Annotated in this window: 9 protein-coding genes and 1 pseudogene; 7 read left to right on the top strand and 3 right to left on the bottom strand. The window is 37.1% G+C overall.

Going from position 1 to position 13,888, the window contains the following annotated elements; genetic code table 11:
• Nucleotides 1-90: 90 nt before the first annotated feature.
• From IGK91_RS03205 to IGK91_RS03215, 3 genes and pseudogenes are all read left to right on the top strand, one after another.
• Nucleotides 91-1,592, top strand: a pseudogene (locus IGK91_RS03205) (ABC transporter permease).
• Nucleotides 1,593-1,610: 18 nt separating this feature from the next.
• Nucleotides 1,611-2,270, top strand: a complete 660-nt coding sequence (locus IGK91_RS03210) for an ABC transporter ATP-binding protein (RefSeq protein WP_010738281.1) — start codon at nt 1,611-1,613, stop codon at nt 2,268-2,270.
• Nucleotides 2,271-2,459: 189 nt separating this feature from the next.
• On the top strand, nt 2,460-3,167 hold the full coding sequence (locus IGK91_RS03215) for a hypothetical protein (RefSeq protein WP_010738280.1): 708 nt from the start codon (nt 2,460-2,462) through the stop codon (nt 3,165-3,167).
• Nucleotides 3,168-3,285: 118 nt separating this feature from the next.
• Here IGK91_RS03215 and IGK91_RS03220 read toward each other — a convergent pair whose 3' ends face one another.
• Complete coding sequence (locus IGK91_RS03220) at nt 3,286-5,223, bottom strand: ABC-F family ATP-binding cassette domain-containing protein (protein ID WP_034866355.1); 1,938 nt, start codon at nt 5,221-5,223, stop codon at nt 3,286-3,288.
• A 222-nt stretch (nt 5,224-5,445) separates the two neighbouring features.
• Here IGK91_RS03220 and IGK91_RS03225 point away from each other — a divergent pair, with 222 nt between their 5' ends.
• Together IGK91_RS03225 and dinB are read left to right on the top strand one after the other, a co-directional pair.
• Nucleotides 5,446-6,102 (top strand): redox-sensing transcriptional repressor Rex, encoded by a 657-nt coding sequence (locus IGK91_RS03225; RefSeq protein WP_010719828.1) that lies wholly within the window; start codon nt 5,446-5,448, stop codon nt 6,100-6,102.
• Nucleotides 6,103-6,297: 195 nt separating this feature from the next.
• Nucleotides 6,298-7,404: a DNA polymerase IV gene (gene dinB / locus IGK91_RS03230; protein ID WP_010738278.1), complete on the top strand. Its 1,107-nt coding sequence runs from the start codon at nt 6,298-6,300 to the stop codon at nt 7,402-7,404.
• A 73-nt stretch (nt 7,405-7,477) separates the two neighbouring features.
• Here the strand turns inward: dinB and nrdG are convergent, their stop codons facing one another.
• Together nrdG and nrdD are read right to left on the bottom strand one after the other, a co-directional pair.
• Nucleotides 7,478-8,080, bottom strand: coding sequence for an anaerobic ribonucleoside-triphosphate reductase activating protein (gene nrdG, locus IGK91_RS03235; RefSeq protein WP_010738277.1), 603 nt, complete (start codon nt 8,078-8,080; stop codon nt 7,478-7,480).
• Between the two features lie 245 nt (nt 8,081-8,325).
• Nucleotides 8,326-10,515, bottom strand: coding sequence for an anaerobic ribonucleoside-triphosphate reductase (gene nrdD / locus IGK91_RS03240; RefSeq protein WP_181934208.1), 2,190 nt, complete (start codon nt 10,513-10,515; stop codon nt 8,326-8,328).
• Between the two features lie 371 nt (nt 10,516-10,886).
• Here nrdD and IGK91_RS03245 point away from each other — a divergent pair, with 371 nt between their 5' ends.
• A complete protein-coding gene (locus tag IGK91_RS03245) occupies nt 10,887-11,654 on the top strand; it encodes an ABC transporter ATP-binding protein (protein WP_034698771.1) in 768 nt (255 codons plus the stop codon).
• A complete protein-coding gene (locus IGK91_RS03250; RefSeq protein WP_181934209.1) occupies nt 11,644-13,707 on the top strand; it encodes an ABC transporter permease in 2,064 nt (687 codons plus the stop codon). Before IGK91_RS03245 ends, IGK91_RS03250 begins: the two co-directional genes overlap by 11 nt.
• Nucleotides 13,708-13,888: the final 181 nt, after the last annotated feature.

Here is a 13,888-nt window from a genome sequence, read left to right on the forward strand (position 1 = left end):
AAACAACCTTAAAAACTTTTTTATCTCGTTTAAGCTTCGGTTAAGCCAACTTGCCTATTCTATAAACAGACAAATGAAGGAGGAACCAAAATGAATTATATCAAACGGGCGATTCAAAGCCTTTGGGCAAAAAAAGGACGCAGCATCATTATGATCACCGTCTTTTCCGCCATATTAATTTTTGTATTAGCGGGGTTAACGATCCGCAGCGGCGCTGAACTGGCGACCACGAATGCGAAAAAAAGTGTCGGGGCGACCGTCACCTTATCAACGAACCGAGAGGCAATGTTCAAACAGCAATCAAATTCAGATTCAGATGATGAAAGCAGTCGTCCAGATCCAGGTAGCTTTGAACAGACACCCGTCAACTTGAGTGATGCAAAAAAAATCGCAGAATTAGCGAATGTTAAATCGTATTCATTTGAAGCAAGTACTTCAGCGGATAAAGGCACAGGATTACACCGATCTCGAGTGATAGTGACAGTGAAGAGGAATCTTCGGATGAACAAGCTGTTGGATTTGGTGGACAGAAAGCACCTGGTGGGATGAGTCAAGGGGATTTCCAAATTAAAGGTGTTTCCGAAAGTAATTCTTACAGTGATTTTTCATCAGGAACAGCTAGCCTAGTTGAAGGCAAGGCAATCACTTCGGATGATGAAGGGACGAATAATGTACTGATCGAGCAAAGTTTAGCGGAAGCGAACGATCTAAGTGTCGGGGACAAATTTAAGATTAAAGATACCGATGATAAAGATGTTGAAGTTACTATTAAAGGTATTTACAAAACAAGTGATTCTGGCAACAGTATGAGTGCTCGCTTCAACTTTATGAATCCAGCGAACACGATTTTTTCTTCTTATACACTGGTTAACACCTTAACTGGATCGGAAGGAAAAACGATCGATTCGGCAGTTTATAACTTAGATGATCCCAAAGACATGGACAGCTTTGTAGAAGCAGCGAATAAATTGATCGATACGGATACATTCAGCTTAGAAACCAATGATCAAATGTATCAGCAAATGCTTCAACCATTGAATAATGTATCAAGCTTTGCGAAGAATATCGTGATTTTAGTAGCCGTAGCCGGAGTCATTATTTTGACATTGATTATTATGCTGTCGATTCGTGAACGTAAATATGAGATCGGTGTATTACTTTCATTAGGTGAATCACGGGTCAAAGTTATTTCACAATTTTTCGTTGAGATTTTTGTCTGCATGATCTTCGCTTTAGGGATCGCTGCAGCTAGCGGAAATGTTGTTGGCAATGCAGTCGGCAACCAGTTGTTGAGTCAGCAAACAACTTCGCAAAATGCAGATGGACAAGAAGCGAATACGGCAGGAAACGGCGGTCCAAATCAAGGTAACCAAGGACAAGCACCTGGTGGCGGAAACGGTGGTCCTAGTGGTGGTCAAATGGGAAGCAATCCATTTACACAATCAAAAGAAATTCAAGAACTAAATATTTCAATGCAGCCAACCGAGATTTTAAGTCTTGCAGGAATTGGGCTGGGGATTAGTTTATTCTCAATTGTCCTTTCATCAGCAGGAATTCTACGACTGAATCCGAAGAAAATATTGATTTCCTAATTAAAGGAGGAATTTTTAATGACACTATCAACAAAAGATTTAGGCTACTGGTATGAAGACAACCGACGATTATTCGAAAATGTTAATTTAACTTTTGAAAAAGGCAAAATGTATGCAATTTTAGGTACGAGCGGTTCAGGGAAAACGACTTTTTTATCCCTGATCGCAGGATTAGATACACCAAAAAGCGGAGAAATTCTCTATGACGACAAATCGTTGAAAAAAATTGGATTGCGGGAATATCGTCGTAAAGATGTATCAATTGTGTTCCAAGCCTATAATCTACTGCCGTATTTATCGGCAGTAGACAATGTGGTAACAGCGATGGAGATTGCTCAAAGCCAACAGACAGATAAAAAAGCCTACGCCTTAGCGAACTTGGAAAAAGTCGGAATCACTAAGGATTTAGCAGATAAAAAAGTTACGATGCTATCTGGTGGTCAGCAGCAACGAGTAGCAATCACTAGAGCCCTATGCTGTGAACACGATCTAATCGTTGCGGATGAACCGACTGGAAACTTGGATGAAGCAACTTCCAGCGAGATCGTTAAACTTTTCCAAGAGATTGCACATGAGCAAAAGAAATGTATTATTTTAGTCACCCACGAACAGGATGTCGCTAAAGGCTGCGATGTAGTGTATGAACTGAAAAATCAAGAATTCAATCAAGTATCTTAAACAAACAGAATTTTGGTGCAACTAGTATGAATGAGTAGGAAATGAATAGAGGAGACTGAGAAAATTTTTGCTCAGTCTCTCTTTTAGTAATAGTCGTTTTTTTTAGGTTGAAAGGAATAAAGTGACCTATTAATAAAAAGAATAACAGATATAATTCTTGTAAAAGAGCGATAGATAGGAGTGTTTAGAATGGGATTGTCTCAATGGCTTAGAAAAAATTTTTCAAATAATCAAGATAAAGAAGTCAATGAAATGCTACTTAAGCTAAATAAAAAGATTCATGAACCGAAAGACTTTTGTCCGGCGACTACAGCATTAATCCGCTTGTATGCACTAGAAAAAAAAGCAGAAGAAGTAAATAGTGGTGAAACCAGTTATGAATCTCATACTGAAGCCTTTCATAAAGAAATACAAGTCCATAGTCAAGAAAAGATTTATTTAACAGATTATTTAAATATCTGGCTACAAATAAATGAAGCAAAATTACAGGAATATAAGTTGGATACAATGTTCGAGAAAGGAAATTTAAAGGAAATCAAAGAAGAACTAGCGAAGAATATAAAGATAAAAAGTGAAATTTTATCGCGGTGTTTGGGAGGGGAAATTACTAATTATCGGCTAAATCAACAAGCTTATCAAGAAATGTTTGGGCGAATAAATCCTAAAGGCTGTCAAAGAAACAAAGTGGTAATTGATTTTCAAGTAACAAAGAAGATCACTGATTTCTCATTGAATAAGGGGAGGGATCAGATGGAGAGTCGGACAAACCAAAAAACTCAAACGAATGGATGCCAAACGATGGAAAGTATAACTGATAAAATAAAGGAACCCAGTTTAATCGAAACAAAGGCACAATCTAGTGAGACAAAAGTTCAAGAAAATTTAGGTAGAGAATAAACAAGCACTTTGAGATTGCTTTGATAGTGTGCGTTGTGATAAGTGAAACGCCCTCGAAACAGAGGGTACTGTTTTGAGAGCGTTTCTAGTGCAGAAATGAATATTTATTTATCTGTTTTTATTCATTTTCATATTCTTCAAGCTCAATACTCAAATCTTCCCATTCAGAAAGTTTCGTTTCTTGAGATTGGCGAGTTGCTTCGAGTGTTTGATTCAATTCATTTAATTTGAGATGGTCATCCAAATTCTCTGGGGACACCATTTGCTGTTCTAGTGACTCGATCTGTTCATCTAAAATAGCTAATTCTTCTTCAATTTGAGTGATTTTACGTTGTAAACTACGTATCAGCTTTTGTTGCTCTTTACTTTGGAAATAGGTTTTCTTGTTCGTAGAAATATGCTCTTCTTCTGGTGTTTTTTCAGCTAACAGCTCTGCTATCTCCGCTTCTTCTTGTTTCTTTTCCAAATAATAATCATAGTCACCTAAATAAACTTTACTACCGTTTTCCGATAATTCGATGACTTTTGTGGCAATCCGATTGATGAAATAACGGTCATGAGAGACAAACAACAAAGTACCATCATAATCAATCAAGGCATTTTCTAATACTTCTTTATTATCAATGTCCAGGTGGTTGGTTGGTTCGTCTAAAATCAAAAAGTTTTCTTGATTCATTGCGAGTTTTGCAAGGGCGACTCGGGCTTTTTCACCACCGCTTAGCAAGGGGATGGTCTTTTCTACATCTTCACCAGAAAATAGAAAGGCACCCAAAACGCTACGAATTTCTTTTTCGGGAGTCGTTGGATGTTCATCCCATAATTCAGCTAAAATAGTTTTGTTGGTGTGTAAGTCTGCTTGACCTTGATCGTAATAGCCGATCGTCACATTGGTTCCTAAATGTTCTTTTCCACGGATAAAAGGCAACTGATGGATGATCGATTTTAAAAGCGTGGATTTACCAATACCATTGGGGCCGACCAGTGCAATGGCTTCTTGACGCCGAATATCAAGATTGATCGGTTCAGACAAAACTTCATTATGATAACCAATCGCAGCATCTTCGATTTGTAATACGACATTTCCTGATGGTTTTGCTACATTGAAAAGAAAGTGAGCTTGTTTTTCGTCTCCTTGAGGACGGTCAATCCGATCCATTTTCTCAAGGACTTTTCTGCGACTTTGGGCTCTTTTCGTCGTAGAAGCGCGTACCAAGTTGCGTGCGACAAAATCTTCCAATTTATGGATCTCAGTTTGTTGTTTTTCATAGGCTTTCCATTCAGTTGCTAATTGTTCAGCTTTCATGTCAAGATACTTCGAATAATTCCCTTTATAGTGGCGCATTTTTTTTCGATTTAATTCGTAAACTTCTGTTGCGACTTTATCTAAGAAATATCGGTCATGGGAGACGATCAGTAAGGCACCAGTATAACTTTGCAGGTAGCCTTCTAACCAAGAGAGAGTCTCAATATCTAAATGGTTGGTTGGTTCGTCTAAGATCAAGATATCTGGATGTTGGAGCAACATTCTTGCTAACGCTAAGCGAGTGCGTTGTCCGCCAGACAATTCATTGATTTTTTGATCATAAAAAGACGGATCAAATTTAAAGCCATGCAAAACAGAGCGTATTTCATTTTCGTAGCCATAACCGTTTCTATCTGAAAAATCGTGTTGTAATTTATCGTATTCTTTCAAAAGTGACTCATAGGAAGGTGTATCAGGTGTTCCTTCACTAATCAAGATTTCAAGTTCGCGCATTCGATTTTCCATTTGACGGATTGTTTCGAATGATTTAAGCATTTCATTCCAGACTGTTTCTGCTGAATCTAACCCAGTATCTTGTGCCAGATAGCCTAAAGTAGCAGCTTTATTTTTAGCAATTGTTCCTTCATCGGGGCGTTCGATTCCAGCAAGGATCTTCAAAAGTGTTGATTTTCCTGCTCCGTTACGGCCGACTAATGCGATCCGAGCCCCTGTGCTGATTTCTAAATGGATATTCTCAAATAAGATCTCTGCACCGAAGTGACGAGCAATTTGATTGGCTTGTAATAATATCATGGAATCCTCTTTTCTACTTTGTGAATTCTCTAAGAATAAATCTCTTTTTCAACTAGTAGTCTACCATAAATTCCTTGATACTGCGAGGTTCAAAGAAATGATAAAAAAATGAATAAAGAATAAAATTTCACAATATCCAAGCAATCAAATTGATTTTTTCCTATATATACTGATATGATGGATAAATCAAAGTAAACTTAAAGTAAAAGTGGAGGTAATTAAGTGAAAGATCATGTTATTCCAAAGGCAACAGCCAAACGGCTACCTTTGTATTACCGTTATTTACGAATCTTAAATAATGCTGGTAAGAAAAAAGTATCATCAACTGAATTAAGTGAGGCTGTTCAAGTTGACAGTGCAACGATTCGCCGTGATTTTTCATATTTTGGAGAATTAGGAAAACGAGGCTATGGCTACGATGTTGAAGACCTCATGCATTTTTTCGCAAAAACATTGAATGATGATCAATTGACTAATGTGGCGTTGATCGGTGTCGGTAATTTGGGAAGTGCCCTTTTAAAATATAAATTCCATCAAAGTAACAGTATCCGTGTAAGTTGTGCATTTGATGTCAACGAAGCAATCGTTGGACGGATCGTGGATGGGATTCCCGTTTACCCTATGGAAGATATGTTTGAGCAAATCAAGATCCAACAAATCGAAGTAGCAATATTGACGATACCAGCTGAGCGAGCACAAGAAGTAGTTAATCGGTTGACTGAAGCGGGCATTAAAGGTATCTTGAATTTTACTTCTGCTCGATTAAATGCGCCAGCAGACGTGTTGATTCAAAATGTTGACTTAACGAATGAATTACAAACGTTGATTTATTTTCTTCATTCTGATGCATCCTTGCAAGCGACTGAAGAAACTGAGTAACGAATGATTCAGATGACCTGGTTGGTTTACTAAACAGTCTCAAGTGATGAATGATCATTTTAGAAGTCGTGATTTCCGAAATTGATGTCTCAGTTTTTGTGAAATTTCGGCTCTTTTTTGTGGTCCGTTTGGTGGGTAACCATCTTCTTGTCACCGAACAAAAGTTCCTATATAATCATGATAGGGGTGAGTGAGATGGAATTACAGTTTCCTTTACATAATGATACATCTAGAAAAATCATTCATATCGATATGGATGCTTTTTTTGCCTCTGTCGAAGAACGGGATCATCCAGAATTTAGAGGGAAACCCTTAGTTATTGCCAGACATCCGAGTGACACTGGTGGTCGAGGAGTGGTTACTACAGCGAATTATGAAGCAAGAAAGTATGGCATCCATTCAGCGATGAGTGCGCAAAAAGCATATGAATTATGTCCGCAAGCCATTTTTAAACCAGGCGATCATCAAAAATATAGTGAGATCTCACAAATTGTTCGTGAGATTTTTTACCGATATACGGATATCGTTGAGCCTGTCAGTATTGATGAAGCCTATCTTGATGTGACGAACAATAAACGCAATTGTAAATCAGCAATCAAAATTGCTCGTTTGATCCAAAGAGACATTTGGGAAGAGGTAAAACTGACCTGCTCGGCAGGTGTGAGCTATAATAAGTTTTTAGCGAAATTAGCCTCAGATTTTCAAAAACCTAAAGGCATTACTATCGTTGCACCTCAAGACGCATTGACGTTCCTAAAGGCATTACCTATTGATAAATTTCATGGGGTAGGAAAAAAAACCGTCCCTAAGATGCATGAACTTGGTATTTTCACTGGAGAAGATCTTTATAATTGTACAGAGATGATGTTGATCCAACAATTTGGAAAGATGGGCTATTCGCTTTATCGAAAAGTAAGAGGTGTCCATGATGCACCAGTCAATGTGACAAGAGAAAGAAAATCTGTAGGAAAAGAGCATACTTATGGTCAGCCACTACAAACGGAAGAAGCGGTATTAGCACAATTACAACAATTAGCTGAGAAAGTCGAAGAGTCGTTGAAAAGAGTCCAGAAACATGGAAAAACCGTAGTGTTAAAAGTGAGATATACGGATTATACGACAGTCACGAAAAGAGTCACTTTACCTGAGTATATCTATAAGAAAGAAGCGCTCTTTTATCAAGCAAGTTTGATTTGGGAAGAAATTTTAGGGATTGAACAAGGCATACGTCTCTTGGGGATCACGTTAACGAATTTAGATCCCATGACTTATGAGAATATTGTGTTACCTTTGTGGGAATGAAAAAACAGTAGAAAACGTGTTGGAAATCAACATACGTTTCTACTGTTTTTTATTCAATAAGGAGTGGGAGGACCTAAATGAACTCCTGTTTTTTGATTTGTTCATACGATTCTGTAGCATCGCTGCATTTTTCCCAAATCACTACTCTATTTTCGGCTAGCGATTTTTTGACATCGATGATGCGTTGATTACTACTACCGCGAAACTGTAGTTTTAAATCCTTTTTACTTAGTTCAAAACGTCCATCAACTAAGATATCGATTTTTTCTAAAAGAGCTAACTTGTCTTCGGAGTCTTGAAGTAGTTCGTCAAAAGTATAACCGGTCCACGACCAGATATCTTTGGTCTGACCAAATTCTTGTCGGATACGCTCAACGACTTGGAGACAGACGTCCGTGTTTAGAAAAGGTTCCCCGCCTAAAAGGGTCAGTCCTTGAACGTAATCATGGCGGAGATCGGTAATGATTTGTTCTTCCAGCTCTGGTGTGAAAGGTTTACCATAGCGGAAGTTTTGCGCTGCTTTATTGAAACATCCTTCACAAGCAAATAAGCAGCCACTCACATAAAGACTATTTCTTACGCCTTCGCCATCCACAAAGTTAAATGGTTTGTAATCAGCAATGTAATTTTGGCTGTAATCTTGTGCCAGCCATTCTTTAGGTTTAGGATTTCGCATAAAAAAACTTCTTTCTAACATCAAAGTATGAAAAATTTACTTAAAACTCAAACCAGTTTCACAGCAAGCAGTCTCAGAAAAGATAATGGACTAGCCTCAAAAAAATGCAAATAAATCGAACGGTCACGGTTCACACACCGTTCGATTTATCGTAGTCACGCTGTGAAAGGGGATTGTTTTCTAAGGAATAACGATCGCTCTATCTTTATTCTTAGAGTAAATTAGAACGAAATAGTAGAGAAAGATTACTTCATATGTTTGACACGTGAAGAGATCTCCTTGTGACGACCGTGAACCATTGGGCGTGCTTGTGGGTTACCTAAATAGCCACAGGTTCTTTTAACGACGTCACAAGTTTTTGGATCATGATTGCCGCATTCGGGACATTCAAAGCCACGTTCGGTTGGTTTGAAGTCACCTTCAAAGCCACATTTGTAGCAATGATCAATTGGTGTATTCGTTCCTAAATAGCCAATTTTATCGTAAGCATAATCCCAAACGGCTTCTAATGCTTTCGGGTTTTGTTGAAGCATTGGGTACTCACAGTAATGGATAAAACCACCAGAACAATACTTCGGATAATCTTTTTCAAAATCTAGTTTTTCAAACGGAGTTGGGTTTTTACGAACGTCATAATGGAAACTATTCGTGTAATATTCTTTATCAGTGATGTTTTCGACTTCGCCAAATTTTTCTGTATCTAAACGGCAGAAACGATCAGTTAAGCTCTCACTAGGTGTAGAGTAAACGCTGAAATGATATCCATATTCGTCACCCCAAGCATCTGCTTTGGCTTTTAATTCCTTCACGATATCAAGGGTAAAATCTTTTGCTTCGGGATTGTTTTCCCATTCCCCACCATAAAAAGCAGAAGCCACTTCGTAAAGACCGATATAACCTAAAGAAACCGTTGCACGACGATTTTTGAATAATTCATCGACAGCATCTGTTTTTGAGAGACGTTTACCGAATGCACCATACATATATAAGATTGGTGCGTTAGCAGGGATCGCTTCTTTACAACGATCGACACGATAAACTAAAGCATCTTTCATGATGGCTAAGCGCTCAGAGAGGATTTGCCAGAATTTTTCCTGATCGCCTTTCGCTTCGATGGCAATACGAGGTAAGTTTAGTGTGACCACACCAAGATTCATTCGTCCAACGTTCACTTCTTGGCCATTTTCATCTTTCCAACCTTGTAAAAATGAACGACAACCCATAGGTACTTTGAAACTACCGGTTAATTCAACGATTTTGTCGTAGTTTAAAATATCAGGATACATCCGCTTAGTTGCACATTCCAGAGCTAATTGTTTAATGTCATAATTAGGATCAGTCGGGTTCAAGTTTATGCCATCTTTTAATGTGAAAATCAATTTAGGGAAGATAGCTGTCCGCTTTTCGCTGCCTAAGCCATTGATCCGATTTTGTAAGATTGCTTTTTGAATTTCTCGCTCAAACCAGTTTTTTCCTAAACCAAAGCCAAGAGAAGTAAATGGTGTTTGACCATTTGAAGTAAAAAGAGTATTGATTTCATATTCTAGACTTTGCATCGCATCAAAAATATCTTTTTTGGTTTTTGATTTCGCATACTCTACTCGACGTTCAGGTGTTTCGATCCATTCTTCTGCATCCGCTAAATGTTTTTGATAATTCAGTTCAGCGAAAGGAGCAAGTAATTCATCTGTTCGGTCAGCAGAACAACCACCATATTGACTGGAAGCTACATTTGCAATGATCTGTGAAATTTGAGCAGTAGCAGTTTGAATTGATTTTGGTGATTCCACTTCAGCATTTCCAATTTTGAATCCGTTGTTCAACATTCCTTTGAAATCGATCAAACAACAGTTTGTCATTGGTGTGTATGGATGATAATCTAAATCATGGTAATGGATGTCGCCTTTTTGATGCGCATTTGCGATATGTGGGGGCAACATTTTCAAACCGATGGATTTTCCAACGATACCAGCGGTTAAATCTCTTTGAGTATTGAAGACATTACTATCTTTATTTGCATTCTCATTGACAACTGTTTGGTCTTTATTGATCAATTTTTTGATCGAAAAATTGATATCTGTGGCTTTGCTTCTGGCAAAATCACGTTTTGTGCGGTAATTGATATATTCTTCTGCTAATTCATATTCGTTTTTTTCTAAAAGAATGTGTTCAACGATATTTTGGATCTCATATATTTTAACGTTGTCGGTAAAGCGTCGTTTGATTTCTTGAACGACTAAATCCACGATCGTTTGAATTTTTTCATAAGTAAGTGGAGACAATGAGCCATGAATTTTCTTTTCAGCTTTGACTAAAGCCTCATTGATTTTTGTTTCATCAAATTCGACACGTCGACCATCTCGTTTAATGATTGTTATGTTTGATACTTCTGAATGAAGGGGATCTGTTACTTTTTCTTCAATTTGTACACTCATTTTATTCAACTCCTGCTAAATTCTTCTTGTCTATCATAAAACAAAATCCACGAAGGAGCAACTAAATACTAGCTATATATAGTATGCAAACAGGTGTATAAACGGACAACTATACTATATGTTGTATATATTTCTTTGTGAAAAAAAGTGAAAACGTAAGTTTATAGGATTTTTATTTTGAATATACCGCTTTCGTGAATAAAATAGATGAATAAAAATTTTTTTAAAAAAAAGTTATGTCTGTGAAATGATAAAAATCTAAAAAGAAATGCTCAAATGCTGTAAAGATCAGAGAAAAAAACCAAAGAATATGCTAATATGCTGGTAAGTGTATCAGTGTGGCGAGTAAGCAAAACCCAAGGAGGAAAGCCATGGATAAAATGATCGAGGTAAAACATGTAAGTAAAAGCTATGGAAATAAGCTTTCGCCGGTAAAAGTACTTGATAATATCTCTTTTACAGTAGAAAAAGGAGAATTTGTTGGCATCATGGGTCCGAGTGGTGCTGGAAAGACGACTTTGATGAATATTCTTTCGACGATCAATCTACCAACGATGGGAAGTGTGTTGATCCAAGGAAATGAGATCACTAAAATGAAAAATAATGAATTGAGTGACTTCCGTCGCAAAAAATTAGGATTTATTTTTCAAGAATTTAATTTGATCGATACATTGAATGCGAAGGACAATATCTTACTACCATTAGCGGTGGAACGAATCTCGAAAGAAGAGATGGAAAAAAGTGTGTTGCATGTTGCTCAATTATTAGGGATCGAAGAAATCTTAAAACGTTATCCAGATGAATTATCAGTTGGTCAGAGACAACGGATTGCGGCTGCTAGAGCATTAGTTATTCAACCACAAGTCATTTTTGCTGATGAGCCAACCGGGTCTCTGGACTCGAAATCAGCCACCGAGTTACTAAATTATTTAACAACGATGAACCGAGTAGAAAAATCAACTATCTTATTAGTAACACATGATCCGTATACAGCCAGTTATTGTGATCGGATTTTATTTATCAAAGATGGGGTGATTTTCTCTGAAGTAGTTCGCAGAGGTTCAAGAAACGAATTTTTTGAACGGGTGATTGATATGCAGGCGACCATTGGGGGAGGTGGAAAACTCAATGCTTTATAAGTTGTCTGCGAAAAGTTTTCTGCGACAGTCAAGAGGGTATCTCGTTTACTTTTTTAGTCTAACGTTATCAACGATGATCTACTATTCTTTTAGTACGATTTCTTATGATCAATTATTGAACCGAAGGACACAGCAAGATTCTTTATTAAATGTTTTTTTTGGTATTGGTAGTTGGATTATCTTAATCGTATTACTTTTTTTTGTTATTAGTGCAAATCGTTTTTTCTTTAACCGCAGACAAAGAGAGATTGGGATCTATCAGTTGTTTGGTGTGAAGAAAACCCAAATCTCACTGATCTATGTATTGGAAACAATGGCTATTGGATTATTCGCCTGTACAGCAGGGATTATTTTAGGAATCATTTTCTCAAAATTATTTTCTATGATCTTGATTCGCATGATGAACTTGCAAATCACGAGTCTTTTCTTCATTTCTGTGCCATCGATTTTTGAAACATTTCTGTTGTTTTTTTTGATTTTATCTGTTGTTTCTTTGTATTCATTATGGAAAATCTGGCGCTATCCGACGATTCGAAATTTTGGCGAATACGATCATTTGGAAAGTAGCAAGTTAAGAGTTCGGACACGCCATCGTTTTTTAGGAACACTGGGTTTATTGCTGATCTCTAGTGGTTATTTCTTTGCGGTCCACTATCGGGAATTTGCTGCTAAACTTTTTATTTTTACGCAAGATCTTCGCTTTCCTTTCTTATTATTTGTTCTGATCCTGCTGTTTTGTGTGATCGGGACATATCTGTTCTTTTGTTTTTCCCTACGTGTGTTAATTGATTTGGTGAGTCGTTCTCGAATTAAGTATCGAGGGATCAACTTCTTGCTGATCGGCAATACGCAGATCCATCTGCTGAAAAGCTGGCGGATCAATTCGTTGATCACACTGATCATGGCTCTAGCTTTAACGATGATTGGCGCAATGATGAGTGCGACTGTCATCATGTCTCGAAATGTGGAGATGGTCTCACCGGTATCTTATCAAATGGATAAGGCAACAGCCGACAAGCTGCGACCGCTTCTTGCAAGTGAAGGGCAAACGATCACAAAAGAAATGACGATCAATTACAAAGTAATTGGAAGTTACTATAATGATAAGTTAGACGGGATTTCTGAGGAAAAAGTATTTCAATTGGTAAATTTGATTCCAGAAAAAGAATATCATGCCTTTCGACAATTCAATCCTAAAATGCCTAAAATTGATTTAACATCGGATAACAGCACTGTGGTATTAGATAGTATGAAAAATATCTTTAGAAATTTTTCAATGTATGATTCAACATTCTACTTGCCTGATCAAACTTTAGATATTCAAGCAACCTTACCTAATTTTTTAGGAGATGGTTCGTTGAGGTATTTCGGTCCGACACTCGTTGTCAGTGATGATTATTTTGCTAAAGCATCTGGACTAAACTATCAAGTGGTCAATTGGAATGTGCAAGGGGGAGATCAGGAAAAAATCATTGAACGTATTTCTAAAGAGATTCCTACAAGTTATGAGAACATCATTTATTATGATTATGAGATCAAAGGAGAGTCTATAACTGGAACGATTCATAAAAATGAATCGCACCAAGAAAAAGCAGCTTCAGATCAATCTTCTGATGAATACAATAATGAAGATTCACGTCTTAACTTTTCTGCACGTTTCCCATTTAAACGGACAGTTGAACAAGGAATTGGTTTAATGGCGTATGTTTCGATCTTTATTGGAATAATTGTTATTGTCACGACTGGAAGCATGCTGATGGTTCGTCAATTAGCAGAAGCAGAAGAAGAACGAGAGAATTATCAATTATTAACGAAATTAGGGATTTCTCGAAAAAAAGTGAAGCGAGTCATCTTTGGACAAAATGCGATCATGTTTTTCCCACCAATTATTTTGGGGAGTATGCATACCTTTTTTGCCATTGAAGTATTTACTCAATATGTCGATACAGCAAATTATGGGTTAGCATATCTGATTTGTGGCTCACTTGTCTTGATCTATATCTTGTTTTATTACATCACAAGTGTCTTATATTGCAGGATTATTGAGGAGTAAATCAAGCTATATTTAAATGATCAAAAGGTTAGTACTTTGTTTTTTTAATTTGAATGAAGAAAGACTTAAACGATTGGTTACATAGATCGTTTAAGTCTTTTTAGCTTTTTAAAAAAAAATCTTTATTTATTTGAGGTGATGCTTATATTATAATAACCGTCTTTTTGTAGTTAATCTAAAT

Source organism: Enterococcus sp. DIV1208 (genome assembly GCF_050530455.1).
Taxonomy (GTDB): domain Bacteria; phylum Bacillota; class Bacilli; order Lactobacillales; family Enterococcaceae; genus Enterococcus_B; species Enterococcus_B hirae.